Source organism: Rhodococcus mengyinensis (assembly GCF_048381435.1).
GTDB lineage: Bacteria > Actinomycetota > Actinomycetes > Mycobacteriales > Mycobacteriaceae > Rhodococcus_F > Rhodococcus_F opacus_D.
In genome coordinates, this window is record NZ_JBLWIT010000121.1 from 172,658 (window position 1) to 198,641 (window position 25,984).

Consider the following 25,984-nt stretch of genomic DNA (forward strand, 5'->3'; position numbering starts at 1 on the left):
AGACCCCGCGTTCCATATTCGGTCACACCACACCCCCGCCTGGCGTTCCAGATCGGCCTACTGACAGGACGACACCCGGCAACACGCACCAACGCACCCACCGCCGGGTCCCGACCGCCGGAACCCCCACCACAATCGTCTCCGAGAGCAAACAGTGAGCCTGGACCGGCAGTGCCGCCGCGTGGAACTACACCAACGGGGTCCGATACTGCACACCGGTCGCCCAACCCCGCAACATCACTGCACTAAACAACACGAAACGACATCAAACATTCAGAACACGCAGACTGTACGCAACCCCCTACATGTCCGGCTTCCTCCGCAGGTTCTTGGTCTGGCCGCGTTGTTTCTTGGCGTCGAGTCTTCGTCGGTGCGAACCCTTGGTCGCCTTGGTCGGACGCCGGGTGCGGGTTTCGGCGAGGACCGCCGCGCGCAACAACGCCGCCATCCGGGCCCGGGCAGCGCGCCGATTGCGCAGCTGCGAACGGGTTTCGGACGCCGTCACGGTGACCACCCCGTCAATGAGCCTGTGTCCCAGCTGAACCTGCATGCGTTCGAGCTGGGACGGCGACAGCGTCGACAACGTCCACAGGTTCACTCGCAACTCCACCCGCGAGTCCGTGGTGTTGACGCCCTGACCGCCGGGACCGCCGGCGCGGGAGAACCGCCACTGCAACTCGGCGGCCGGAACGACGAGCGACCGCGTGATCTCGAGGTCGTCGGTGACCTCGCCGCCGGGAAACACCGGAGGAACTTCGCTCACACTCCCAGCGCCCGAGCGAGCACCGGCCAGGAATCGTGCAGGTCGTCCTGCCAGTATCCCCACGAGTGTGTGCCCGAGTTACGGAAACTTGCGGTTGCAGGTATTCCCAGTTCCCCCAGGCGATCCGTAAATCGGTGGGTGCAGTAGTTGGTCACCGCTTCGATGGGACCACCCGCGTAGATCTGACGCGCGAGCGTCGCGACGTTCCCGTCGATCCCGGGGCCGTCCAGGGTCTCGTGGCGCCCCGGCAGACCGTTGCCGTTGGAGAGGAACAGTTCCGTTCCGCGCAGTTCGGCGGCGTGAACGTAGGGATCGTTCGCCGCCCACGCCGGATCGTCCGCCTTCCCGTACATGTTGGCCGGGTTGCCGTAGCCGTAGTTGTCCATGGTGATCTTGATGAAGAGCTGACCGAGCGGATCACTGGTCAGAGCGCAACCGCTGTAGGCGGCCACACCGCGGAACAGGCCGGGAGCGGCAATCGCCAACTGCAGAGCGGCAGTACCCACCCGTGACATGCCGGCGAGCGCGTTGACTCCGTTGGTGCCGAGGGCAGCGTCGACGACCGGCGGAAGTTCCTGAGTCATAAAGGTCTTCCACTTGTTCACCCCCATCACCGGGTCGGGGCTCTTCCAGTCCGTCCAATACGCGTTCTCGCCGCCGGACGGGCTGACGACGTTCACGTTCCGGTCGGCCAGGAACTCTTCGACATCGGTCTTCTCCCGACGGACCTGACCGTCGAGGAAGTACAGCGTCGGCCTCGGCACGCTCGTGTCGGCGGGGCGCTGCACGTACACCGGAACGACCCGCTGCATCGACGCCGAGAAGACGTGCAACGTCAGGTGTCTCGAATCGATCACGGTGACGTGATCGAGCGTCGACCCGTTCGGCGCCACCGCGGAACCGAGCGCCTGACCGGTGTCGACGATCGGGTCGGCGGCCGCCGCGACGGTGCCGCCGAGGCAGAGAGAGACCACGGTCACGGCCGTCACGGCCGCTGTTCGCAATTTCCCCCGAAAGATCTGTCGTGTCACGACCGACTACCGCCCTCCACCCGCACGAATTCCGGTCCCGGGCATGCTAACAGTTCCCGCGATACCGAGTAACGGAAGAGCCTTTCCGCGCGATGAACATTCGACCCCCCACGTTCATTGAAGGACCGGCATGACGCTTCCCCCGCCCTCATCACCTGCCACTCGTAAGAAGTGGCCCTGGATCACCGGCGGGATCGTCGTAGTCGTGGCCGCGGTCTCGTTCCTCAGCCCCGGACAGGACGACCAATCGGCCCAGGCCACAGCGGTATCCGCGTCCGTGACGCCCACGGTCGCCGATTCGACGACGGCGCGTGCCGCGTGGAGTTCGTCGCCACCGGTGCCGGTTTCGTCTGCGCTCGCCCTCTCACCCGTCGAACCCGCCGCGGCCGGCGGCGCCGGCGCGACCGCCGCGTTGCAGCAACTCGCCGGCCTCGAGGTCAAGGGACGCGCACCGAAGACCGGCTACGACCGGGATCTCTTCGGCCAGGCGTGGACCGACGACGTCACGGTCGACGGCGGTCACAACGGGTGCGACACGCGGAACGACATCCTCGGGCGCGACCTCGAACAGATCGTGTTCAAGCCGGGCAGCCGCGACTGCGCGGTACAGACCGGAACGCTGCTCGACCCGTACACGGGCAACACCATCTCCTTCGTTCGCGGTGAGGGCACGTCGAATGCCGTGCAGATCGATCACGTCGTCGCGCTGTCCGACGCCTGGCAGAAGGGGGCGCAGCAGCTCGACACCGCGACCAGGACGAACTTCGCGAACGATCCGCGGAACCTGAAAGCCGTCGACGGCCCCACCAACCAGCAGAAGTCGGACGGAGACGCCGCAACCTGGCTGCCCCCGAACAAGAGCTATCGGTGCACCTACGTGGCCGATCAGGTGGAGGTGAAGGCCGCGTACGGGCTGTGGGTGACCCAGGCCGAGCACGATGCGATCGCCCGGGTTCTCCAGGACTGCGGGGCGGCGACGCCTGCCGTCGCGCCCGCTCCGACTACCAGCACGGTCCCGGAAGCAGCACCTGCGCCCGCTCCCGCTCCCGTTCCCGTTCCCGTTCCCGCTCCGGCACCCGCACCGGTCCCGTTCGTCGACACGGCACCGCCGAGCGACGTCTACTACAAGAACTGTTCGGCGGCCAAGGCGGCCGGTGCCGCGCCGGTCCACATCGGCGAGCCGGGCTACGGCACCCACCTCGATCGCGACGGCGACGGCGTCGGCTGTGAGAGCTGATCCGGGCCTGACGCGACAAGCACCTCCGCCACCAGTTAACCTGAACTGCCTGCAGGGACGTCGGGTACCTGTAGCGCTTTCGTACATGTCAGAAAGATGAGATCGGCATGACTACTGCACCCGACGCACTCGGGCACCCCCCACATACGGACGAGCCGGCAGTCGCCCGCACGTATTCGAAGCCGGCGTTGTCGGCGCGCGAAATCGAGGTTCTCCGCCACTGGTTGCGCGGCGACTCCAAGCTCGCCGTCGCCGCCGACCTCCACATCGCGCTCGGAACGGTCAACACGCACCTGACCCGCATCCGCGAGAAGTACGCGCTGGTCGGACGTGATGCGTCCACCAAGACGGCGCTGCTGGTACGGGCCCTTCAGGACGGGATCATCACGATCGCCGAGCTCTGACGTGCCTACGCCCTGCGCAGGGCGTCCCGGTCGATCTCGGCCACCGACGTCAGGCCACTGAGACCCATCGTGAGGTCGAACTCGGCGATCACGTTGGCGGTGGCGTCCCGCGCACCGGCCTGACCTGCGAGGGCCAGGCCGTACAGGTGGGGCCTGCCGAGCGTCACCGCGTCCGCACCGAGGGCCAGGGCCTTGAAGACGTCTGCTCCCGTGCGGATTCCGCTGTCGAGGAGCAGCGTCAGCCTGCCGTCGACGACGGGCGCGATGTCCACGAGCGCGTCCAGCGACGACACACTGCCGTCCACCTGCCGCCCACCGTGATTCGACACCACGATGCCGTCCACCCCGGCGTCGAGCGCGCGCCTGGCGTCGTCCGGGTGCAGCACGCCCTTGAGGAGGATCGGCAGCGACGTCCTGCTGCGAAGGGTCTCGATATCGGCCCAGCTCAGCGACGGCCGGGAGTAGATGTCGAGGAACGTCTCCACAGCGGCCCGCGGTTCCGGCGACCGCAGGTTGTCGAGAAAGCGGCCCGGGAAGCGCCGGGTCATCGACACCAGTGACCGGATCGCGCCGAGCGTCACCTCGACGTCCGCCTTGCCTGCGGCGGCCTTGATCCGCTCGTGCACGATCCGGCGGAACACCTGATCGGACGTGTACTGCGCGATCCCCTGCCCCTGAGCGAAGGGCAGCGAGCCGAGGTTGAGGTCTTCCGGGCGCCAGCCGAGCATGGTCGTGTCGAGGGTGACGACGACGGCGTCCGCACGAATGTTCTCGGCACGCTGGAGCAGGCTGTCGACGAGATCGTCGTCGGTGCTCCAGTACAGCTGGAACCACCGGGGTGCGTCGCCCATCGCCGCCGCACTCTCCTCCATCGGTGCGCAGCCCTGGTTGGAGAAGATGTACGGCACACCCAGTTCGGCGGCCGCGGCCGCGATCGCCACATCCGCCTCCGGCCTGGCCAGTTCGGCCGCGCCCACCGGGGCGAGCAGCACCGGGGCCGGAATCCTGCGCCCGAACAACTCGACCCCGATGTCGCGCTTCGAGACGTCGCGCAACACCCGGGGAACGATCTGCCACTTGTCGAACGCATCGCGGTTGGCCTGCATCGTGCGACCCAGCCCCGCGCCGCCGTGGACGTACGCCCACCCCTTCGCGCTCATCTTCCTCTTCGCGCGTCGCTCCAGCGTGTCGAAGTCGGTGGGAACGGAGGGTGTGCGGCCGAGGACGCCGTCGCGGTAGATCAGATTCTGGCGGGCCCGGCCCGGACTGTCCTGGTTCTCGCTCGCAGACATGCGCCGAGTCTTCCACAGGCCGGCACGAACCGACGGCAGGTCGCCGGGACGCGTAGGTTTGTGACCGGCACCACACCGAACCCCAGACATCCCAGGAGACCGAGATGCCCGACCGCCCGTCCCTCACCGGCGCTCCCTGCTGGATCGATCTCACCAGTTCCGACCCACGACAGGTCATTCCGTTCTACACCGGACTGTTCGGGTGGAGGTCGGACACCAACGAGGATCCGCAGTACGGCGGTTACTCCATCTTCAGCATGAACGGCAAACCCATTGCGGGCCTTGGCCCGCAACAGCAGGGCAACCCGTACGGCAACGTGTGGACCACGTACATCGCGTCCGAGGACGCGGAGGCCACCGCGGCGAAGGCCGCCGAGGCGGGCGGCCAGGTGATGATGCCCGCAATGGTCGTGGGCGACCAGGGCACGATGGCCATCCTCGGTGATCCGGCCGGCGCCGTGATCGGCGTGTGGCAGGCCGATCAGCACGACGGATTCGGTCTCGTGGACGAGCCCGGCGCGCCCGTCTGGCACGAAACGCTGTCGCGGAACTACGCGGCGGCGCTCCCGTTCTACGCGGACGTTTTCGGCTGGACCTTCCGGACCCTCGGCGACACAGACGAATTCCGGTACTCGCAGGCGAACCTCGGCGACCACACCGTGGCCGGAGTCATGGACGCCGACTCGTTCCTGCCCGAAGGCGTCCCCTCGTTCTGGCAGTTCTACATCGGCGTCGAGGACACGGATGCGGCGGTCGCGAAGGTGACCGAACTGGGCGGCAGCGTCCGGCGCGAACCGGAGGACACCCCGTTCGGGCGGCTCGCGTCCGTCGCCGACCCGCTCGGCGCCACCTTCCAGATCACGACGCTGCAGTCCTGATCCGGTGACGGTGGCGCGCAGAACGCGCCACCGTCACACCGGGCCGAACGGCGCCTGCGCCTCCTTGGCGTCCCAGATGTCGAGGAGCGAGCGGAGAATCTCCTCCGACATGCCCAGACCCCCGAGATGGCTTTCCCCGTGCATCGTGTGGAACTCGGCGTCGGGAAGAAGCGACACCATGTGCTGCCCGTGCCGGAGCGGAATGATGTGGTCGCAGTCGCCGTGCCACCACCGCACCGGGGTCTTCACCGCATTCACCCGGAATCCCCAGTCCCGCGCGAACAGGACGAGGTCGGCGAACGGTGCACTGAGCTGCTTACGGCCGCCGTTGAGCAGGTCGTCGAGGAACATCGCCTTGAACTCCGGCCGCGCGAGCAGACGGCGGTCCCCCTCCGGCGACAGCCGCCCATACAGGTCGATGATCGGCGACGCGAACGGTCTCGCCAGCCTGATCACGGAACTCGCCGCCAACCCGACGGGGACACCGCCCGCCGACAGCACCGGAGCCGCCAGGACGGCGAGATCCATCAGCCCGCTGCGGATCGCGTCGGGACCCTTCGTCGGCGCGACACCCCCGAGGATGCCGGTCGCGACCACGCGGTCGGGCATCGCGTACGCCGCGGCCAGTGTGTAGGGCCCGCCACCGGACAGGCCGACCACGGCCATCTGGTCGACGCCCAGCGTGTCGGCGACCGTCCGCAGGTCTTCGGCGAAGTCGATCACGGCGCCGTAGCGGTGCGGCGTCGACGACCCGACCCCCGGCCGGTCGATCCCGATCAGCCGCACGTGCTCGCGTTCGGCGAACGCCCGGGCCTCCATCGGCACCTGACGCCGCGCACCGGGTGTGCCGTGCAGCCAGAACACCGCCCTGCCCTGTGCCGAACCGAACTCCGCGAAGCCGAGCCGACGCCCCTCGCCTACCGCGACCGTGCCCTCCAACTGCGGGCGTGCGATATCCACCATGCCCACAGCTTCGCACGTGACACCCGTCACGTTTCCGCCCGGGACCCGCTCAGCGGTGTGCGGTGGACGTGAACTGGTAGGTCGCGGCATCGACGATCTGCTCGGGAGACACCTCGATCTCGCCGTTCAGCCACGCCGTCATGAGCTCCGCGAGCCCGCCCACGAACAGCAGCGCGGTGATCTCGTCCTGCGGCGACGACCACGCCCGGTCGCCGTAGAGTTCCTTCGATTCCTCCGCGACCAGCAGGGCGAACGCCCGCAACAATTCACGCCGTCGCGTCCGCAGCGGTTCGGCGCCCGCCGATTCGATGATCGACACCCGCCCTTTCCGCGGGTCCGCCGTCAGGATGTCGACGAACGTCGCGATCGCCGCCCGCGCCCGCACCTCGGGGTCGCCGGTCACGGACTGGAGAGTGACCCCCGTCGCCTCCGCGATCTCCGCGGCAATGCCCTCGATCACCTGCACCAGCAGGTCGTCCCGGTCGCGGAAGCTCTCGTAGAAATAGCGTTCCGTCAGTTTCGCCTCGGCGCAGATCGCGGTCATGGTCGCCTTCTCGCCGCCGACGGTGCCGAACACCTGTAGTCCCGCCTCGAGTAGTCGCGCGCGGCGCTCCGCGGCGCGTTCCTCCGAACTTCGACCGCGGTACTGGCGCGCCGGTGAACTCATGACTCGATGTTGACAGACCCGCCGGTGTGACGCACACTACAGGCATCTGACAGAGGGTCCTGTCACATATGCCACTAGGAGGGCCGATGCCCAAAGTTCTCGCTGCTCCCCCACCGCAAAGCACCCTGCAACCCATCTCGGGCAATGCCGGATTCCCCGTCATCGGACACTCACTGGACTACTTCCGCGACCCGATGGGACTGCTGCAGAGTCGCTGGGATCGCTACGGCCCCGTGTCGTGGCTGAGCATGGCCGGCAAGCGGTGGGTCACCGTGCTCGGACCGGACGGCTGCCAGACGGTGCTGCAGAACAAGGACCGGGCCTTCGTCAACAGCGACGGATGGAGCGTGCTGATCGGGCCGTTCTTCCACCGCGGGCTGATGCTGCTCGACGGCGACGAACACCTCGCCCACCGGCGAATCATGCAGCAGGCCTTCACCCGCGACCGACTGTCGCGCTATACCGAGGCACTCCATCCGGCCGTCGAGAAGGGGCTCGACGGCTGGCAGCCCACCCCGGGCTTCGCCGCGTACCCCGCGCTGAAGGAGCTGACACTCGATCTCGCCACGAGCATCTTCATGGGAGGCGCCGAGGGGTCGACGCCCCGGGAGATGGCCGAGATCAACAAGGCGTTCATCGACAGCGTGCAGGCCGCCACGTCGGTGATCCGGTATCCCCTGCCCGGAACGCGATGGAAGCGTGGCATCGACGGGCGCGCACGACTCGAGGAGTTCTTCCGCCGCTACCTGCCCGCGCGGCGAGCGGGCGCCGGCGACGACCTGTTCTCCGCGCTGTGCCACATCGAATCCGAAGAGGGGCAACGGTTCAGCGACGACGACGTCGTCAACCACATGATCTTCCTGCTGATGGCGGCGCACGACACGTCCACCATCACGCTGTCGACGATGATGCAGTACCTCGGTCAGCACCCCGACTGGCAGGAGCGGTGCAGACGGCAGTCGGCGGCACTGGGCACGTCCACCCCGACCTACGGTCAACTCGACGAACTGACCGACCTCGACCTCGTCATGAAGGAATGCCTGCGCCTCGTTCCGCCGGTCCCGGTGGTCGCCCGCCGCGCGGTCGAGGACACCGAGGTGCTCGGCCACTACATCCCCCGGGGCACGTACATGTCGGTGGTCGTGCACTTCACCCATCACATGCCCGAGTACTGGCCCGATCCGGAGAGGTTCGACCCCGAACGGTTCGCACCCGAACGCCGCGAGGACAAGGTTCACCGGTTCGCGTGGGAGCCGTTCGGCGGCGGCGTGCACAAATGCCTGGGGATGCACTTCGCGGGCGCCGAGATCAAGACGGTCATGCACCACCTGCTGCGGCGATTCGACTGGCAGGTGAGCCCCGGCTACGTCGCCCCGCTCAACTACACCTCGCTGCCGTTTCCCTCCGACGGCCAGCCCGTGGACCTGTACCACCGTGTCGGCTGAGCCGACTCTCCACATTGCGGGCTGAGCCGATATCCCAAGTGCAGCCCGAGCCGATCCACCATAGTGGAAGTCATGACCGTTACGGCGCCCCCGCTCGACGTGTATTCGCAGCCGACGCTGTCCGCCCTGATGCCGTCCGTCCTCGCCGCACTCGGCGTTGCCGGCGAACCCAACCGGCTGCACCTGCCGGACAGCAGGCACACCGTGGTGTTCTTGATCGACGGCCTCGGCTGGACATCGCTGCGTCGCCACCGCGAACACGCCCCGTTTCTCGACAGCCTGACGGGACGGCCGATCCGGGCCGGCTTCCCCACCACGACCGCCACCAGCATCGCGTCGTTCGGCACGGGGTTGCCGTCCGGTAGTCACGGCATCACCGGCTACCAGTCATACGTTCGTGAGGTTCGCGGCACGCTCAACTGGTTGTCGTGGCGCGCGGGCCACAAGGGCGACGAACTCACCCGGCTGGTGCCCGAGGTCGTCCAGCCCGCTCCGACCGTGTTCGAACGCGCCGCGGCAGCCGGTATCACGTGTACGACGGTGGTTCCCGCGAAGTTCGACGGGTCCGGGCTCACCCGCGCCGTCCTCCGCGGCGGCACGTTCGCAGGAATACACGCATACGGTGACCTGATCGCGCACGTCGTCACCGCGGCCCGGGCAGGCGACCGGACCCTCACCTACTGCTACCTCAGCGAAATCGACACGCTCGGTCACATTTACGGACCGGGATCCGAATCCTGGTTGCACCAGGTCGCCCTCGTCGACCGGCTCGTCGAGAGGCTCGCCGCGGGACTCGCGGCGGCACAACCCGACACCCACCTGTACGTCACCGCCGACCACGGCATGGTCATCGTCGACGACGCGGACAAGATCGACTTCGACGCCACTCCCGCCCTGTCGGACGACGTGGTGGCGCTCGCCGGCGAACCGCGGTGCAGGCACGTCCACACCCGCGCCGGAGCCGGGCACGACGTCGCCGACCGGTGGAGGAGTGAACTGGGACACCGCATGTGGATCGGCACGAGGGACGAGGCTGTCACGGCGGGACTGTTCGGCCCGGCCGTGCGGTCCGAGGTGCAGGGCCGTATCGGGGACGTCGTCGCCATCGCCCAGGGCGGCGTCGCGGTGGTCCGCCGCAAGGCGGAGTCGAGGCTGTCCGCCCTGCCCGGGCAGCACGGCGCACTCAGCGACGACGAGTTGCTGATTCCTCTGCTGCACGGCGCCACCACGTAAACCCGGGTCGCTCACCGGTCCGCGCGGCCACTCCTGATAGAAATGACGAACAGCGTTGATTTCAGGAGAGATTCATGCCCCGCTCTGCGGTACCGAACACCGGCTCCATCATCACGACCATCCGCACGAAGTGGCCCTGGATCCTCGCCGGGCTGTTCATCGTCGTGCTCGTCACGATGCTCACTCCGGACCCCGACGACACCCTTGCCGCCGGAACCGGACCGGTCGCACCCTCGGAAGTCACTGACGCACAACAGATACAGACGGCGTTCACGCAACTGTCCACCCTCGAGGTGAAGGGCCGGGCACCCAAGACGGGCTACGACCGGGAACTGTTCGGCGCCAGCTGGACCGACAACGTGTCGGTCGAACTCGGACGCAACGGCTGCGACACCCGCAACGACATCCTGCGACGCGACCTCGTCGACATCACGTCACGGGACCGCACCCGCAACTGCGTGGTGCAGTCGGGCACGTTGCGGGATCTCTACACGGGCACCATCATTGCGTTCACCCGGGGCACGAAGACGTCGGACGCCGTGCAAATCGATCACGTGGTGGCACTCTCGGACGCGTGGCAGAAGGGCGCTCAGCTCCTCGACGCGCAGACCCGGGCGGACCTCGCGAACGATCCCCGCAATCTGCAGGCGGTGGACGGACCCACCAATCAGCGCAAGAGCGACGCCGACGCGTCGACATGGCTGCCCCCGCTGGCGGCGTACCGCTGCACCTACGTGGCGCGGCAGGTGGAAGTGAAAGTGGCGTACCGGCTCTGGGTGACGCCGCCCGAGCGCGATGCGATGTCCGCGGTGCTCACCGGCTGCGGAGCCCGGTGATCACGCGCCGGGCGGGGTGAGCCGGTTCTCGGAGCCCGTGTCGACCGACGGGGCCGGCGCACCGGAATCCCAGTCGACGGAGTTGTTGGACCCGGTGAGTTCGAGGGAGTCGAGGGACACGGCGCGCACGAAGTTGTCGTTGCCACTCACCGTCATCGAACCGGAGTCGTCCACGGTCACGGAGTTCCCGCTGCCGCCGACCGAGATCCGCCCCGCCTGCTTGCCGAGCACGGTGACGGCGTTGCCCTGCACGTCGATCGACTCGACGACGTCGATGGTGGCACTGTTGCTGCGTCCCGAGATGGTGAGCGTTCCGGTCTGCCCGCCGACGACGTTGGTGTCCTGACCGTTCACGACGACCGCGTTCGACGTCGCGACGTTCGCCGAGACGCCGTTGGCCTCGATGGTGACGGTGCCGCACTCGCCGTCGAGGACGACCACGGCACCGTCCCTGTCGACGATCACGTCGCGGCCCGCGCAGTCACCGCCCGAGTTCAGTTCCACCGCGGAGCCGGACACCGTCGAGGTGCTGCCGCCGCCGGTGCTCCCGCCGCCGCAGCCCGCGAGGGCCACGGCGCCGGACATCAGCACCGCGACGGCGACCGACTGCCGGGTGATACTCATCGACCCCTGCTTTCCTGACCCCGACGGGCCCGGATCAGTTCTTCGCGAGTACCGGCATCGTCACGACCTGGGCCGCGTAGGACAGCCCGGCTCCGAAGGCGAGCAGCAGGGCGGTGTCGCCGGGCTTGGTTGCGCCGGACTGCAGCATCTCCTCCATGGCGAGCGGCACCGACGCGGCCGACGTGTTGCCGCTCTCGGCGATGTCGTCGGACACGGGCACGTTCTCGGGGAGCTTCATGCTGCGGGCGATCACCTCGGTGATCCGCGAGTTGGCCTGGTGCGGGACGAACGCGTCGAGATCGTCGACCGACATGCCGGCCTTCTCGATCGCCCGCAGGGCCACCTTGCCCATCTCGAAGGCGGCCCAGCGGAACACCGCGGTACCGGCCATCTTGATGTACGGGCGCGTGGCACCCGGCGTCGTGATGTATTCGTACCAATCCAGGTCCTGCACGATGGCGTCGGCCTGGGCGCCGTCCGAACCCCACTCCACCGGACCGATGCCGGCGACGTCGCTCTTGCCCACGACCACGGCGCCGGCGCCGTCACCGAAGATGAACCGCGTCGAGCGGTCGGTGGGGTCGGTGGTGATGCTCATCTTCTCGACGCCCACGACGAGGGCGTAGTCGACGGACCCTCCGCGAACCAGATCCGACGCCACGGTCAGCGCGGTGCAGAAGCCCGCGCAGCCACCACCGAGATCGAACGCTCCGGGCCCGTTGGTGCCCAGGGCGTCGGCCACCACCGCCGCGGCGGGCGGGGTCAGCAGGAGGTACGTCGACGTCGCGACGATGACGCAGCCGATCTGCTCGGGATCGATCCCGCTCGCTTCGATCGCCTTACGCCCGGCTTCGATGGACATCGTGACGACGTTCTCGTCCTCCGCCGCGAACCGCCGGTTGCGGATACCCGAGCGCGACTGGATCCACTCGTCGTTCGAGTCGATCAGTTCACAGATCTCGTCGTTGGTGACGACCCGTTCGGGCCGGTACACGCCGAGCCCGAGAAGGGCGGACTGCCGACCTCCAGCCACGGTGGCAATCTGCTTTCCCATCGATCGATCTCCTCATCAGGTCCCGCGTGGTTACGCGCAGTGTGGACTTGTCGCCAGCACACGTTACGTCGGCGACCGCCCAGCGGGTAGCACCGGTTCCTGTTACTCGTCGGTAATATCGGTTCGGTGGGGGTGCCGATGAAACGAACACTGCGGTCAAACCGACACTTTCGTAAGAACAGACTTGTTAGACTTCTGGCGATTTCCAGCAGTTGATCACCGGTAGGGGGAGTGGTCTCTTCGGGCCACGCAGTGCCGCCTGCTGCTAGAGATGGAGTGTCCTTCGTGAAGCGAACCAGAGCTCTTGCAGCAGCGTCACTCGTCGGCGCGGCCGTGACATTGATCGCATTCGCCGGCCCAGCCGCCGCGAATCCCAACGCCATCAATCCGATCCCCGGACTCAACGGCACCAACGGGATTCCGCACCTCACCGGACGCACCCAGGCGGTCGCACAGCAGACCGGCATGCTCAGCCCGAACCGCACCCAGGACGCCAACGTCCTCGGCACCGACCTCGGCATCATGTGGGACAACGGCCAGGGGCAGGTCCTCACGGCGTTCGGCGACTCCGCCGGGCTCGGACTGCCCAACCTGCTGTCGGGCAGCCTGTGGGCCTGGCGCAGCAGCACACTGTTCCGCAGCACGGACGGCATCCTTGCCGACGGGATGAACTTCGACAGCTCTCCCCGCGACATCTTCGGCCAGTCCAAGGAGCTCGTCCCGAGCCCGAAGATCCCGTTCGTCGAAATCAGCCGCATCCCCACCGCCGGCGTCGCCGTCGGCAACACCCAGGTTCTGAGCATGATGTCGGTGAAGAACTGGGGACCGGCGGGAACGTGGGACACCAACTACTCCGGTCTCGTGTACTCACACGACAACGGCGAGAACTGGACCGTCGCCCCCGAGACGCAGCGCCCGAACGTCGGCGGCAACGCCAACTTCCAGATGAGCGCCTTCGTCAAGGCCGACGGCTTCGTCTACCAGTACGGAACACCCGCCGGCCGCGGCGGACTCGTCCACGTCGCGCGGGTTCCGGAACCCCAGATCATGGACCTCGGCGCGTACGAATACTTCGACGGCGCCAAGTGGATCAAGGGCAACCCCGACGTCGCCAAGCCGATCATGCCGGGCGGAGTCGGCGAACTGTCCGTCGCGTACAACGAGTACCTCGGCCAATACCTCATGCTGACCACCGACCAGTACAACTCCGTGGTCATGCGACGCTCCCCGTCGGTCACCGGACCGTGGGGCCCACCGGAGGTGCTCGTCGACACCCGGGAGCTGCCCACGGCGTACGGCGCCTACATCCACCCGTGGTCGTCGGGCCGCGACCTCTACTTCCTCACGACGGTGCACAACAACTACAACGTGCTCCTCATGCGGACCACACTCACGCCGTAGCCCGCGTACTAGCGTCGGGGCATGGATGCAGCTGCCTGGGACGAACGGTATTCACAGAGCGACTTGGTGTGGGGCGCGCCACCCAACGCCGTCGTGGTCGAGCGGGTCACCTCGCTCCCCCGCGGCCGCGCACTCGACCTCGCATGCGGCGAGGGCCGCAACGCGCACTGGCTCGCCACCCGCGGCTGGGAGGTGACGGGGCTCGACTACTCGGCCGTGGCCGTCGACAAGGCCCGCCGGGTGGCCGCCGAGGCACCCCGCTCGGTCCGCGAAAGGCTCGACTACCGCGTCGCCGACGTCACCGATACGGACGTCGGCGGCGAGTACGACCTCGTGCTCATGATCTACCTCCATCTCGCCCCCGAGGAGCGTCTGCAGGTTGTGAACCGCGCCATATCTGCGCTGAAACCTGATGGAATCCTCATGATTTTGGGGCATGACGCCGTTAACTTGTCACAGGGAGTCGGGGGTCCCCAGGACGCTGAAATCCTATACACACCAGACGATTTGGTGAACGCGTTCGGCGGGCAACTCTCCGTCGACGTCGCCGAACGACGATTCCGCGAGACGGACGCCGGAACGGCGATCGACGCGCTCGTCGTCGCACACCGCCCGAGTCTTGGCAGTCAGGTAAATCGGGCGTAATATCGCTGATGTTACCGACGAGTAATAACTTGGGCGGTACTAACGGATAGACCGCACCATCTCACTGGGAGAGACAGAAGACATGGGCCATTACAAGAGCAACGTCCGCGACCTGGAGTTCAACCTCTTCGAGGTACTCGGTCTCGAGCAGCCGCTGAGTGAAGGCGTGTGGGGCGATCTCGACGCCGACACCGTCCGCAACATGCTCAGCGAAGTTGCCCGCCTCGCCGAGGGGCCGCTGGGCGAGTCCTTCGCCGACGCCGACCGCAACCCTCCGGTCTTCGACCCCGAAAACCACACCGTCACCCTGCCGGAATCGTTCAAGAAGTCGTTCCGCGCACTGTGGGACGCCGAGTGGTACCGCATGGGACTCTCCGAGGAGATCGGCGGCGTACCCGTCCCCCGGTCCGTCGTGTGGGCCATCGGTGAGCTGATCCTCGGCGCCCAGCCGGCCGCGCACATGTACCAGGCCGGACCCGCGTTCGCGGACGTGCTGTTCCACAACGGCACCGAAGAGCAGAAGAAGTGGGCCGCCACCTGCGTCGAACGCGGCTGGGGCGCCACCATGGTCCTCACCGAACCCGACGCCGGCTCCGACGTCGGCGCAGGCCGCACCAAGGCCATCAAGCAGGAGGACGGCTCCTGGCACATCGAGGGCGTCAAGCGGTTCATCACCTCCGCCGACTCCGACGACCTGTTCGAGAACATCTTCCACCTGGTCCTGGCCCGCCCCGAGGGCGCAGGCCCCGGCACCAAGGGACTGTCGCTGTTCTTCGTCCCGAAGACGCACTTCAACTTCGAGACCAACGAATTGGGCGAGCGCAACGGCGTCTTCGTCACCAACGTCGAGCACAAGATGGGCCTGAAGGTCTCCGCCACGTGCGAGGTCACCTTCGGCGGCCACGGCATTCCCGCCCAGGGCTGGCTCGTCGGCGAGGTCCACAACGGCATCGCGCAGATGTTCGACGTCATCGAGCACGCCCGGATGATGGTTGGCACCAAGGCCATCGCCACCCTCTCCACCGGCTACCTCAACGCCCTCGACTACGCGAAGGAACGCGTCCAGGGCGCCGACCTCACGCAGATGACGGACAAAGCCGCGCCGCGCGTCACCATCACGCACCACCCCGACGTCCGTCGCGCCCTCGCCATGCAGAAGGCGTACGCGGAGGGCCTGCGCGCCGTGTACCTGTACACCGCGGCGCATCAGGACGAGGCCACCGCCAAGCTGGTGTCCGGTGCCGACAAGGACCTCGCGTTCCGCGTCAACGACCTGCTGCTCCCCATCGTCAAGGGCGTCGGTTCCGAGCGGGCCTACCAGTACCTGACGGACAGCCTGCAGACCTTCGGTGGCTCCGGCTTCCTGCAGGACTACCCGATCGAGCAGTACATCCGCGACGCCAAGATCGACTCGCTGTACGAGGGCACCACCGCCATCCAGGCGCAGGACTTCTTCTTCCGCAAGATCGCCCGCGACCGCGGTGTGGCACTCGCCCACGTCGCAGGCGAGGTCAAGAAGTTCATCGACAGCGAGGCAGGCAACGGTCGCCTCAAGGCCGAGCGCGCCCTGCTCGCCACCGCCCTCGAGGACGTCCAGACCATGGCCGCCACCCTCACCGGGTACCTCATGGGTGCGCAGGAGCAGCCGTCCGAGCTGTACAAGGTCGGCCTCGGTTCCGTCCGCTTCCTGATGTCCGTCGGCGACCTGCTCATCGGCTGGCAGCTCCTCCGCCAGTCCGAGATCGCCATCAAGGCCCTCGACGAGGGTGTCTCCGACAAGGACAAGGCGTTCTACGAGGGCAAGGTCGCCATCGCGTCCTTCTTCGCGAAGAACGTTCTGCCGGAACTGACCGCCACCCGCAGCATCGTCGCCAACATCGACAACGACATCATGGAGCTCGACGAAGCAGCGTTCTGATCGGCTTCAGACGGCCCGGCGGCCGGGGTAGCTCCCCGGCCGCCGGGCTTTTTCGTGTCCCGACCATGTGGACTCCGGCACTCTTTCCCGGTCGACGCACCCCTTTTCGGCTCCCATAGGTAGTGCGCGAGCCGAGAGAGAGTGCGGGAGTTGTCCACAAGCCTCAGTTCATCCACAGCCGGGCACTTCGGACCGGATTCTTCAGGCGGCTCCGGCGAGAATCGTTCCCATGGAACATGACCCGGGGGCGATGCTGCGACGCCAGGAGGCGTTGGACCGCGGATACAGCGACGACGAGATCCGACGCCTGTACACACGCGGCGAATGGCAGCGCATCGGGCGCGGCGCATATCTCTCCGCGTCGATGTACTCGGCGCTCGGCGAGAAGGAACGTCATCGCTTCCTCATCGACTCGACAATTCACGCCGTGTCGGACGACGCAGTGCTCAGCCACCAATCCGCGGCCGTCGTGTACGGGCTGCCGTTGTGGAAGACGCCCCTCGACCGCGTGCACGTCACCAGAAACCGACGCGGAGGTGGCCGGATCAAGCGGCGGACCACGGTGCACTGCGCGCCCATCGGAGAGCGTGTGGCAGTGGTGGACGGGCATTCGCTGACCCTCCCAGCGCGGACCCTCATCGACCTCGCGAGAACTCTGCCGTTCGAGCAGGCCGTCGTGGTGGGTGACGCGGCCGTCCGGAGGTTCGGCATCAGCCGAGAGGACCTGGACGCCGAAATCGCCCGCGCTGCGCGTCGTCACGGTGTCGATGCGGCGCGGAGGGTCGTCCGCTTCGTGAGCGGGCACAGCGAAAGCGTCGGTGAATCTCGAAGCCGGGTCATGTTGTCGAGTGCCGGGCTGCCCGCCCTGTCCCAGCAAGGCGAGGTGTTCGAACCCGGCGGGCGCCGAATCGGACGCGTCGACTTCCACTTCGACGGCATCGTGCTCGGGGAGTTCGACGGACGCGTCAAGTACGGACGGCTGCTGAAACCCGGGCAATCCCCCGGCGACGCGGTCTTCGCCGAGAAGCAACGCGAGGACGCGCTGCGCGACCTCGGATTCCAGGTGGTGCGGTGGACCTGGGACGACCTCGGGTCACCGCGGCTGGTGGCGGAGCGTGTCCGCCGCGCGATCGCGCGTGCCGGGTCGCCACGAGGCTGGGTGACGCAGGCACCGCTCCCGTCCGCCCAGCGGCTTACGGTGCGGTCGCTGTAGTCGCACCCTTTCTCGGTTCGCGCTCTACTTTTCGGGCCCGAAAAGCGGTGCGCGAACCGAGAGTGGTGCGGCTACTCGCCGTCGTTCGGATTCGGCTTCGGGGTGGGTTTCGGGCTTTCCGCCGGGGCGGAGGGGGCCGGCGAGGCGGCGGGGGTGCGCTCGTCGGGTTTGGGTGCGGCGGCGGGTTCCTCGCACTTGACGATCGGGACGGGGTCGTAGCGGACCGTCCTGGTGTTCCGGGAGATTTCCTGACCGGTCGCGTGATCGGAGATCACCCGGGTGTCGCTGGCGGTGAATCCCGGTGCGCCACTGGAGGCGATGCAGTGATCGCCGGCGGGCAGGGTGACCGTGTCGGGCTCCGTCGGCTTGGTCCGGTTACCGGTGATCGACTCGACGTCGACCGTCTTGGTTCCCCAGAACCGGATGGTCAGATCCGAGGCGCCGCCGATGGCCTGGATCATCACACCCGTCTTGGCGGTGTTGCGGAACTGCAGGTCGATGGCGCCTTCGAAGACGGTGGCCTCACGCGCCTCGGGGTAACGCGAGATGTAGTACGAGTGCTCGGTGTGCGCGACGTCCTCCATGCCGGCGAAATACGCGGCGTTGTAGAGCGTCGTCGCCACCTGGCTCACACCGCCGCCGACCGCGGTGTCCGGGCGACCGTTGTTGATGATGCCCGACTCCACATAGCCCTGGGCCGTGCCGCGCGGGCCGGTGTACCCGTTGAGGGAGAACGTGTCGCCCGGCTTGATGAGCGCCCCGTTGATCTCACTGGCGGCGAGCCGGATGTTGGTACCCGACGCCGCAGAGAAGCCGCCGGTCGTGAACTCGCCGATCACTTCCTTCACGCCGAGCGCCTGCGCGGCCTCCGTGGTGAGGGCGGGAGGAACAGGCCCGTACACCGCGGCAGTGGCGTGAGAACCATTGCCGCGCAACAACTCGGGCAACGTCTCCAACGTCTTGGGCCACTGCACCAGGTCGCCGACGACCGCGGGGACGACGGTGGGCGATCCGCCGTCGAGCGTGATCGTCGCGTCCTTCGGTGCGATCTCCGTCGAGACGAGCTGCGGCGCCAGGATGCCGATCGCGGCCTCGATGTTGTAGGTGGGCTTCAGCCCACCGTTGCCGTCCGGTTCGAAGCCGACGATGGCACCGATCTGCTGACGCGCCGCGGTCGCGACCTTGCCGTCACGACCGGTCACCACCAGATCGGCGGAGGCAGCGGGCACCGCCACCTCGGCGAGCGCCCGCTGGACGCCTTCCTTCGTCACCGTCACGGGCACGACGTCGACGGGCAGGTCCACGGTCCGGCCGAACGCCCATTCCTCGGTCAACGCCGCCTCGGCGCCCTCGCCGTTCAGGTTCTGCCCGGTCGACGGGTCCACCGGAACCGGGGTCGGGCCCTCGAACACGACGGTCCCCTCACGGGACGCGCGATCGGTCTCACTGCGGAGGCCGTCGACGGCGGAGGCCAGCGCGGCCTCGTCGCGGGTCGACACCACACCGATCTCGTCGGTGGTGAACAACGACGTGAGCCTCGTGAACGGGTTGAGCGGCTGCGAATCGGCCCGGTCGAGGGTGGCCTCCCAGTCGACACCGAGCCCGGCGGCCGACGGAACGAGTTGCGTCGACACGTCGCCGGCAGTCACCGTCAGCGGCTGATCGGCGCGCGGGCCGACCTGCGCCTGCAGAATGGCCTCGGCCTCCTCGCGGGACGAACCGCCCACGTCGACGCCTGCCACGGTCACCCCGCGCGGGACGTTCCCGGAGGACACCGCGAGGTCCGCGGCGTACGCGATGCCGATCAGGGCGATCACACCACCGGTGACTGCTGCGATCTTCACCCAGGGAGCACGGGCAGGTTTGGTCGGTTCCGCGGACGGCTCGGCGGGCGCGGAAGTTTCCGGTGCCGGCTGCGGCGGGACCTGCGCCGCGGCAGCCGGAGCCACCACGGTCGACTCGTCCGCCGGTGTGGTGTACGCCGCCGTGGGCCCGGGGACGGGTCCCGGCGGAATGGCGGGGATCACCTGCGTGACGTCCTCGTTGGCCGGGGGCTCCACCCACAACGGCGCGTCGGGAGCCTGCTCCTCGGAGCGTTCCCCGAGGTCACCGAGGTTCAGCTGCGTCGTCGGGGCGTCGTCGGCACTCGGCTGTTCCGCCTGATCCTCGAGAGCCGGGGCATCGTCGACGGCCGGAGCGTCCTCGGGAGCCGGAGCGTTTTCGGGTTCCGGGGCATCGTCGGGAGCGGGGACCTCGGCGGCCGGGTCGGCCACGGTCTCGGGTTCGACACTCTCGGGCGTCGCGGAAGGGTCCGGCGTCGACCGTTCGGGTGTCTTGCTCCCCTTGTCGCCGTCTTCGTCGTTCACCGTGGCCCTCTCACCGAGTTGTCCTTCGTGCGGGCCTCAGCTTGCCGTCGGTGCTCGTTGCATTTCAAGCGCGATCCGATCCGAGCGAGGCCCGGTCGAGACCCCCACGTCAGCGTACCGGCCGCCGGAAATGCAAGAGCCCCGCGCTGCTGCCAGGTCGGGGGTCAGGCAGCAACACGGGGCTGACAGGGATATCGCCAGCTAATCTCCAGCGTTACACCTGTCGGAAAAGATTTCGGGGATCCGGCCACCCCTCGTTGCCGGATCCCCGCTCGCACTGCGCGCACGCTGGCCTTTCCGGTCTCCCAGCTACCGGAAAGGCCAGTCGGATCACGCCTCTATGATTGCCGTCACACCCTGGCCGCCGGCGGCGCAAATCGAGATCAGGCCGCGGCCCGAGCCCTTCTCCGCCAGCATCTTGGCGAGCGAGGCGACGATGCGGCCGCCGGTCGCGGCGAACGGGTGCCCCGCCGCCAGCGAGGACCCGTTGACGTTGAGCTTGCTGCGGTCGATGGACCCCAGTGCGCCGTCGAGGCCCAGGCGTTCCTTGCAGTACTCGTCCGATTCGAACGCCTGCAGCGTCGCCAGCACGACGGACGCGAACGCCTCGTGGATCTCGTAGTAGTCGAAATCCTGCAGGGTGAGGCCGTTGCGGGCCAGCAGGCGCGGGATGGCGTACGTCGGCGCCATCAGGAGCCCGTCCTTGCCGTGGATGTAGTCGACGGCCGCGGTCTCGGAGTCGACGAGATGCGCGAGCACCGGAAGCTTGCGCTCGGCGGCCCATTCGTCCGTGGACAGCAGGACTGCGGACGCGCCGTCGGTGAGCGGGGTGGAGTTACCCGCCGTCATCGTGGCGTCGCCCGCCTTCACCCCGAAGACCGGCTTCAGCTTGGCCAGCTTCTCGGCGCTGGAGTCGGGCCGCAGGTTGTCGTCGCGGGTGAGTCCGAGGAACGGCGTCACCAGGTCGTCGAAGAATCCGCGGTCGTAGGCGGCGGCCATGTTCTGGTGGCTGGCGGCGGCGAGTTCGTCCTGGTCCTCACGGCGGACGCCGAATTCCTTGGCCGTGATGGCGGCGTGCTCGCCCATGGACAGCCCGGTGCGGGGCTCGCCGTTGCGGGGGATCTCGATGCCGAGCATGGACGGGCGGACGTTGCCGAGGAGCTTGATGCGGTCGCCGGTGCTCTTCGCGCGGTTCAGCGACAGCAGGAACTCGCGGAGTTCGTCGTTGACGCCGATCGGCGCGTCCGACGTGGTGTCGACGCCGCCGCCGACACCCGCATCGATGCGGCCGGCCGCGATCGCGTCACCGACGGCGACGATCGACTGCAGTCCGGTGCCGCAGGCCTGCTGCAGGTCGAAGGCCGGCGTGTACGGGCTGAGGGCGCTGCCGAGGACGCATTCGCGCATCAGGTTGAAGTCGCGGCTGTGCTTGAGCACGGCGCCGCCTGCGACGAGGCCCAGCTTCTCGCCCTGGAGGTTGAAGCGGCTCACCAGTCCGTCGAGGGTGGCGGTGAACATGTCCTGGTTGGACGCCTGCGCGTACTTCCGGTCGGAGCGGGCGAACGGAATGCGGTTTCCGCCGACGATCGCGACGGGACGCTGCTGCTTTCCGCCTGGCTTCGGCGCCGCTGCGGAGTTCGAGTTGGTGCGAGCTTTGCTGGTCACTGACGTCTCCAAGGATCTGGTGCGATTACCTGTTGGCTACTATTCTTACTCAGGAGTAAGTTACTTGTCGACACCGCACTTCACTCGGTGCTCGGTGACTGACCGCCAAACGACGACAGAAGGTAGGACCGTGGCAGCCAGCAAGGGAGCTCCCGACCTCTATTCCCAGTTCCTCTCATCCGCACCCGGCGCATTCATCGCCGCGAAAGCAGGACTGCCGCGACCCGAGAACCTGCGGCGATACAAGCACAGCGAACCGCCGCTCGCCGGCCCGGTCCTGATCGGCGGCAAGGGCCGTCTCGTCGAGCCGTTGCGCGAACTGCTGTCCGACTACCCCGCCGCGGGATCGGGTGACGACACGTACGGCGCATTGGTGTTCGACGCCACAGGCATCGGTTCGGTCACCGAACTCGAGCAGTTGTTCGAGTTCTTCCAGCCGGTCGTCCGCAACCTCGCGCCGTCCGCGCGCGTCGTCGTCATCGGCACCACCCCCGAAGAGACGTCCGGCGTCGACGAGCACATCGCCCAGCGCGCGCTCGAGGGCTTCACCCGCAGCGTCGGCAAGGAGGTCAAGCGCGGCGCCACGGCTCAGCTCGTCTACGTCTCGCCGAAGGCTTCCGCGGGACTGTCGGGTCTCGAATCCACGCTGCGGTTCCTGCTGTCGGCCAAGTCCGCGTTCGTCAGCGGCCAGGTCATCCGGGTCGGCGCCGAGGATTCCGTCGCACCCGCCGACTGGGACAAGCCGCTCGACGGGAAGGTCGCCATCGTCACCGGTGCGGCCCGCGGCATCGGCGCGACCATCGCCGAGGTCCTCTCCCGCGACGGCGCGCACGTCATCTGCGCCGACATTCCGGCCGCCGGTGAGGCGCTGTCGGAAACCGCCAACAAGGTCGGTGGCACGTCCCTCGCCCTGGACGTGACCGCGGACGACGCGGCAGACAAGCTCGCCGAGTTCGTCCTCGAACGGCACGGCGGCGCGGACATCATCGTCCACAACGCCGGCATCACCCGCGACAAGACCCTCGCCAACATGGACGAGGGCCGCTGGAACATGGTGATCGGCGTCAACCTCCTTGCACCGCAGCGCATCACCGATGTCCTCGTCGCCAAGGGTGCACTGAAGGAAGGCGGCCGCGTCATCGACGTCTCCTCCATCGCCGGCATCGCGGGCAACCGGGGCCAGACCAACTACGGCACCTCCAAGGCCGGTGTCATCGGCCTCGTGCAGGCCTCCGCGCCGGTGCTCGCGGCGAAGAAGATCACGATCAACGCCGTCGCACCGGGCTTCATCGAGACGGCGATGACCGCGGCGATCCCCTTCGCCACCCGCGAGGCCGGACGTCGGATGAGCTCCCTGCTGCAGGGCGGCGAGACCGTCGACGTCGCCGAGACCGTCGCCTACTTCGCGAGCCCCGCGTCCAACGCCGTCACCGGACAGATCGTCCGTGTCTGCGGCCAGAGCCTGCTGGGGGCGTGATGTCCGGCAAGGTCGTGCAACTCACGGAGAAGCCAGGCACGCTCGACATCTACACCCGGGCCGTGCGCAGCGCGCTGCCGGTCATCGGCGCGAGCGGGCACAGTGCCCCGGACACGACGCTGGTCTTGAACGGGGTGCGCGTCGACCCCGACAACCTGGCGGCGTACGACCGGGTGACCGGGCTGCGATTCGGCGACCACCTGCCGCTGACGTACCCGTTCACGCTGGTGTTCCCGGTCGTGATGAAGCTGATGGTGTCCGACGGTTTCCCCTTCCCCGCCATCGGTTCGGTGCACGCGGAGAACGTCATCGAACAGTTCCGTCCCATCTCGGTGACCGAGCCCCTGGACGTGTCGGTGCACGCGGAGAATCTGCGTGAGCACCGCAAGGGACTCCTGATCGACGTGATCAGCGAGATCCGGGTCGGACGCGAACTGGTGTGGAAGCAGACGTCGACGTTCCTGCGTCAGCAGAAGACGTCGCTGTCCGGTCAGCCCGGTCCCGAGCCGAAGGCCGAGGAGGAGCCGCCGCGTCCGCTGCGGACGCTGCGGGTCGATCAGAAGACGATCGGCAAGTACGCCGCGGTGTCCGGTGACCGGAACCCGATTCACGTGTCGACGTTGGGCGCCAAGGCTTTCGGATTCCCGAAGACCATTGCGCACGGCATGTGGAGTGCTGCCGCCGTCCTCGGGTCGGTGGAGGGCCGGATCCCGGACGCCGTCACGTACAGCGTGCGCTTCGGCAAGCCGATCCTGCTGCCGTCCACGCTGAACGTGTACGCCGATCAGACGGGCGACGGCTGGGATCTGTCGATCAAGCACCCGAAGAAGGGGTACCCGCACCTCACCGCGACACTGCGCTGACGGGGACGAACGGGACGCTCGTTCGATCTGATCGAACGAGCGTCCCGTTCACTCCGGCTTCTTCTTGCCCGCGAGGCCGCGCCACGCCAGGGATTCCAGCAGATCGGCGGCGGCGTCGACCTCGATCTCGCCGCCGGCGACGCGGTCGGCCACGGCCTCACCCGCACCGACGAGGGCGATGGCGATCAGTTCGAAATCCTGTCCAGGCTGGGGATCCTTGGTGCTGGACTCGAGCAGGTGCGCGGTCAGCTCGATCAGCCGGTCGCGGCTCGACTGCACCGACCCCACGAACGCCTGCTGCCCCATCGCCTGGCGGTACAGCACCATCCACGACTTGCGGTGCTTGCCCACGAATCCGAGAAACCCTTCGAGGGCCCGGCGCAGCTGTTCGCGCGGACTCAGCCCCGGATCGCCCGCCGGAGCGAGCGCTTCGACGAAGCGCAGGCCCTCGCGTTGGATGCACGCCGCGAACAGTTCGTCCTTGGAACCGTAGTAGAGGTACAGCATCGGTTTCGAGATTTCCGCCTTGGCCGCGATCGCGTCCATGGACGTTTCGTGAAAACCTCTGTCGGAGAAGACGTCGACAGCAGCGTCGAGCATCTGCTGCTCGCGCACTGCGCGCGGCAGTCGCTTGGTGCCGCCGGCCATTCGTCCTCCATCATCGTCGAACCCGCTATCTTACTCTACGGTAATAAAGTGGGCCCGACCGGCGGACGAGAAGAATACCAGCACCCGGTCGCGGACTCCGCACTAGCAGGCGATGACGCCCTTGGCGCGCGCGACGGTCAGGACCGCCTCGTCGACACGCTGCTGCGGCAGCTTGCCCGAGGCCACAACGCTTTCGAGGTGATCGAGCACCCGCGGGACGTCGTCGGTGGTGAGCCACAGGGCGACATCGACACCGGATTCCAGCGCGGTCTCGACGGCGACGGTGATGTCGTAGCGGTCGGTGATCGCCTGCATGCCGCTGAGGTCGTCGGTGAAGATCGGCCCGGTGAACGGCGGCGCCCCGTATCCGGTGCCGCCGCGCAGCAGCGCCACGGCGTCGGGACTGATGCTGGCGGGAATCCCGGGTGCGGTCAGACCCGGCACCTCGAGGTGGCCGAGCATGACGCCGACACCCGTGGACACCAGGTTCCGGAACGGGACGAGGTCCTTCGTCTGCAACTGCTCGAGCGGCGGGGTGGTGACGGCCCCGGTGTGTGAGTCGCCGGACGCCGATCCGTGTCCGGGGAAGTGCTTGATGACGGGCAGGATTCCCGCGTCCCGCATTCCGCGCGCATACGCGTCGGCGTAGCGGGTGACCACGGCGGGATCGTCGGAGTAGGAGCGGTCGCCGATCACGCTGTCGTCCGGCTGGCTGCTCACGTCCACGTCGGGGGCGAAGTTCACGGTGACACCGAGGTCCTTCAGTCCGCGACCGCGCTCGAGCGCCATCTGGTACGTCTGCTCCTCCGTCATCGTGGCTGCGGTCTGCCGGGCGGACGGATCGGCACCGAGCAGGTTCTCGACGCGCGACACGCGCCCACCCTCCTCGTCGATCGTCACCATCAGGGGCAGCGACGACGCCGACGCCACCTGGGGAATCTCACGGTTCGCGAGCATGGCCTCGTCGGTCCAGCTTCCGACGAAGATGCCGCCGATCTGCTCGTCACGGACCACCTGAGCCGCATCCGCCGTGCCGGTCACTCCGACGTTCAGCAGTTGAGCGAGCTTGCGCCGCAACGGCAAAGACTGCAGGAACTCCGTCTCGCACGACGCCGGCGCGGCGGCGGGCGCTGCGGTGCCGGTGTGCGACGCCGGCTCGACGGAGGACGGCGACAGTGCCGCCGACGACGACTCCGCGACCATCTCGCCACCACCCGACGAACATCCGGCGACGAGGCCGGTACAGGCAGCGAGCGCGAGTGCATACTTGATCCGCATGGGTTCGACGGTAGCCCAGTTCGCCGTCGGCACCCCCGCGGCAGGCGCCGAATCGACGACCGCTGCCGCCCGTCTTGGTAATC

General features: G+C 67.8%; 23 protein-coding genes. 12 read left to right on the plus strand and 11 right to left on the minus strand.

All coding sequences use genetic code 11. The features are described 5' to 3' along the window. Nucleotides 1–301: 301 nt before the first annotated feature. Entirely contained in the window at nucleotides 302–763 is a 462-nt protein-coding gene (gene arfB, locus ACNJ7E_RS27770; RefSeq protein WP_164062823.1) for an alternative ribosome rescue aminoacyl-tRNA hydrolase ArfB, read from the minus strand. After that, a complete protein-coding gene (locus tag ACNJ7E_RS27775; protein ID WP_280780659.1) occupies nucleotides 760–1,752 on the minus strand; it encodes an alpha/beta hydrolase in 993 nt (330 codons plus the stop codon). Before ACNJ7E_RS27775 ends, arfB begins: the two co-directional genes overlap by 4 nt. Nucleotides 1,753–1,924: 172 nt before the next feature. On the opposite strand from ACNJ7E_RS27775, the gene ACNJ7E_RS27780 reads away from it, so the two are divergent. Both ACNJ7E_RS27780 and ACNJ7E_RS27785 read left to right on the plus strand, forming a co-directional pair. After that, nucleotides 1,925–3,031, plus strand: coding sequence for a GmrSD restriction endonuclease domain-containing protein (locus tag ACNJ7E_RS27780; protein ID WP_418341484.1), 1,107 nt, complete (start codon nucleotides 1,925–1,927; stop codon nucleotides 3,029–3,031). A 107-nt stretch (nucleotides 3,032–3,138) separates the two neighbouring features. Next, nucleotides 3,139–3,435, plus strand: a complete 297-nt coding sequence (locus tag ACNJ7E_RS27785; RefSeq protein ID WP_280780657.1) for a response regulator transcription factor — start codon at nucleotides 3,139–3,141, stop codon at nucleotides 3,433–3,435. Nucleotides 3,436–3,440: 5 nt separating this feature from the next. On the opposite strand, the gene ACNJ7E_RS27790 is transcribed toward ACNJ7E_RS27785, so the two are convergent. Then, nucleotides 3,441–4,727, minus strand: a complete 1,287-nt coding sequence (locus ACNJ7E_RS27790) for an alpha-hydroxy-acid oxidizing protein (RefSeq protein ID WP_418341485.1) — start codon at nucleotides 4,725–4,727, stop codon at nucleotides 3,441–3,443. 104 nt (nucleotides 4,728–4,831) lie between these two features. On the opposite strand from ACNJ7E_RS27790, the gene ACNJ7E_RS27795 reads away from it, so the two are divergent. Continuing rightward, nucleotides 4,832–5,605, plus strand: coding sequence for a VOC family protein (locus ACNJ7E_RS27795; RefSeq protein WP_317570005.1), 774 nt, complete (start codon nucleotides 4,832–4,834; stop codon nucleotides 5,603–5,605). 33 nt (nucleotides 5,606–5,638) lie between these two features. Here the strand turns inward: ACNJ7E_RS27795 and ACNJ7E_RS27800 are convergent, their stop codons facing one another. After that, nucleotides 5,639–6,568: an alpha/beta fold hydrolase gene (locus ACNJ7E_RS27800; protein WP_011597417.1), complete on the minus strand. Its 930-nt coding sequence runs from the start codon at nucleotides 6,566–6,568 to the stop codon at nucleotides 5,639–5,641. 49 nt (nucleotides 6,569–6,617) lie between these two features. After that, on the minus strand, nucleotides 6,618–7,235 hold the full coding sequence (locus ACNJ7E_RS27805) for a TetR/AcrR family transcriptional regulator (RefSeq protein ID WP_418341486.1): 618 nt from the start codon (nucleotides 7,233–7,235) through the stop codon (nucleotides 6,618–6,620). Between the two features lie 86 nt (nucleotides 7,236–7,321). Here ACNJ7E_RS27805 and ACNJ7E_RS27810 point away from each other — a divergent pair, with 86 nt between their 5' ends. The 3 genes from ACNJ7E_RS27810 to ACNJ7E_RS27820 all read left to right on the plus strand — a co-directional run bounded on the left by ACNJ7E_RS27810 (nucleotide 7,322) and on the right by ACNJ7E_RS27820 (nucleotide 10,749). Continuing rightward, nucleotides 7,322–8,680: a cytochrome P450 gene (locus tag ACNJ7E_RS27810; protein WP_418341487.1), complete on the plus strand. Its 1,359-nt coding sequence runs from the start codon at nucleotides 7,322–7,324 to the stop codon at nucleotides 8,678–8,680. A 72-nt stretch (nucleotides 8,681–8,752) separates the two neighbouring features. Further along, nucleotides 8,753–9,913, plus strand: a complete 1,161-nt coding sequence (locus ACNJ7E_RS27815; RefSeq protein ID WP_280780653.1) for an alkaline phosphatase family protein — start codon at nucleotides 8,753–8,755, stop codon at nucleotides 9,911–9,913. A 74-nt stretch (nucleotides 9,914–9,987) separates the two neighbouring features. Further along, nucleotides 9,988–10,749, plus strand: coding sequence for an HNH endonuclease family protein (locus ACNJ7E_RS27820; protein WP_418341488.1), 762 nt, complete (start codon nucleotides 9,988–9,990; stop codon nucleotides 10,747–10,749). Here the strand turns inward: ACNJ7E_RS27820 and ACNJ7E_RS27825 are convergent, their stop codons facing one another. Next, nucleotides 10,750–11,373: a DUF3060 domain-containing protein gene (locus ACNJ7E_RS27825; RefSeq protein ID WP_418341489.1), complete on the minus strand. Its 624-nt coding sequence runs from the start codon at nucleotides 11,371–11,373 to the stop codon at nucleotides 10,750–10,752. Between the two features lie 34 nt (nucleotides 11,374–11,407). Beyond that, the gene (locus ACNJ7E_RS27830; protein ID WP_105417277.1) at nucleotides 11,408–12,427 is read right to left on the minus strand and encodes a beta-ketoacyl-ACP synthase III; all 1,020 of its coding nucleotides are present in this window, start codon (nucleotides 12,425–12,427) and stop codon (nucleotides 11,408–11,410) included. A 285-nt stretch (nucleotides 12,428–12,712) separates the two neighbouring features. Between ACNJ7E_RS27830 and ACNJ7E_RS27835 the strand changes: the two genes are divergently transcribed. From ACNJ7E_RS27835 to ACNJ7E_RS27850, 4 genes are all read left to right on the plus strand, one after another. Beyond that, nucleotides 12,713–13,828 (plus strand): glycoside hydrolase family 183 protein, encoded by a 1,116-nt coding sequence (locus ACNJ7E_RS27835; protein ID WP_280780650.1) that lies wholly within the window; start codon nucleotides 12,713–12,715, stop codon nucleotides 13,826–13,828. Nucleotides 13,829–13,849: 21 nt separating this feature from the next. Next, complete coding sequence (locus ACNJ7E_RS27840) at nucleotides 13,850–14,473, plus strand: class I SAM-dependent methyltransferase (protein ID WP_418341490.1); 624 nt, start codon at nucleotides 13,850–13,852, stop codon at nucleotides 14,471–14,473. 82 nt (nucleotides 14,474–14,555) lie between these two features. Next, a complete protein-coding gene (locus tag ACNJ7E_RS27845) occupies nucleotides 14,556–16,391 on the plus strand; it encodes an acyl-CoA dehydrogenase (RefSeq protein ID WP_418341491.1) in 1,836 nt (611 codons plus the stop codon). Between the two features lie 229 nt (nucleotides 16,392–16,620). Next, nucleotides 16,621–17,604: a type IV toxin-antitoxin system AbiEi family antitoxin domain-containing protein gene (locus ACNJ7E_RS27850; RefSeq protein ID WP_418341492.1), complete on the plus strand. Its 984-nt coding sequence runs from the start codon at nucleotides 16,621–16,623 to the stop codon at nucleotides 17,602–17,604. A 71-nt stretch (nucleotides 17,605–17,675) separates the two neighbouring features. Here ACNJ7E_RS27850 and ACNJ7E_RS27855 read toward each other — a convergent pair whose 3' ends face one another. Together ACNJ7E_RS27855 and ACNJ7E_RS27860 are read right to left on the minus strand one after the other, a co-directional pair. Beyond that, nucleotides 17,676–19,970 (minus strand): VanW family protein, encoded by a 2,295-nt coding sequence (locus ACNJ7E_RS27855; protein WP_418341493.1) that lies wholly within the window; start codon nucleotides 19,968–19,970, stop codon nucleotides 17,676–17,678. 330 nt (nucleotides 19,971–20,300) lie between these two features. Beyond that, a complete protein-coding gene (locus ACNJ7E_RS27860; protein WP_061700443.1) occupies nucleotides 20,301–21,635 on the minus strand; it encodes an acetyl-CoA C-acetyltransferase in 1,335 nt (444 codons plus the stop codon). 130 nt (nucleotides 21,636–21,765) lie between these two features. On the opposite strand from ACNJ7E_RS27860, the gene ACNJ7E_RS27865 reads away from it, so the two are divergent. Then, nucleotides 21,766–23,112: a 3-oxoacyl-ACP reductase gene (locus ACNJ7E_RS27865; RefSeq protein WP_418341494.1), complete on the plus strand. Its 1,347-nt coding sequence runs from the start codon at nucleotides 21,766–21,768 to the stop codon at nucleotides 23,110–23,112. After that, on the plus strand, nucleotides 23,112–23,975 hold the full coding sequence (locus tag ACNJ7E_RS27870; RefSeq protein WP_280780643.1) for a MaoC/PaaZ C-terminal domain-containing protein: 864 nt from the start codon (nucleotides 23,112–23,114) through the stop codon (nucleotides 23,973–23,975). The genes ACNJ7E_RS27865 and ACNJ7E_RS27870 overlap by 1 nt, the downstream gene beginning before the upstream one ends. 48 nt (nucleotides 23,976–24,023) lie before the next feature. Here the strand turns inward: ACNJ7E_RS27870 and ACNJ7E_RS27875 are convergent, their stop codons facing one another. Together ACNJ7E_RS27875 and ACNJ7E_RS27880 are read right to left on the minus strand one after the other, a co-directional pair. Continuing rightward, a complete protein-coding gene (locus tag ACNJ7E_RS27875) occupies nucleotides 24,024–24,623 on the minus strand; it encodes a TetR/AcrR family transcriptional regulator (RefSeq protein WP_280780642.1) in 600 nt (199 codons plus the stop codon). Between the two features lie 102 nt (nucleotides 24,624–24,725). Then, the gene (locus ACNJ7E_RS27880; protein WP_418341495.1) at nucleotides 24,726–25,901 is read right to left on the minus strand and encodes a glycoside hydrolase family 3 N-terminal domain-containing protein; all 1,176 of its coding nucleotides are present in this window, start codon (nucleotides 25,899–25,901) and stop codon (nucleotides 24,726–24,728) included. Between the last annotated feature and the right edge of the window lie 83 nt (nucleotides 25,902–25,984).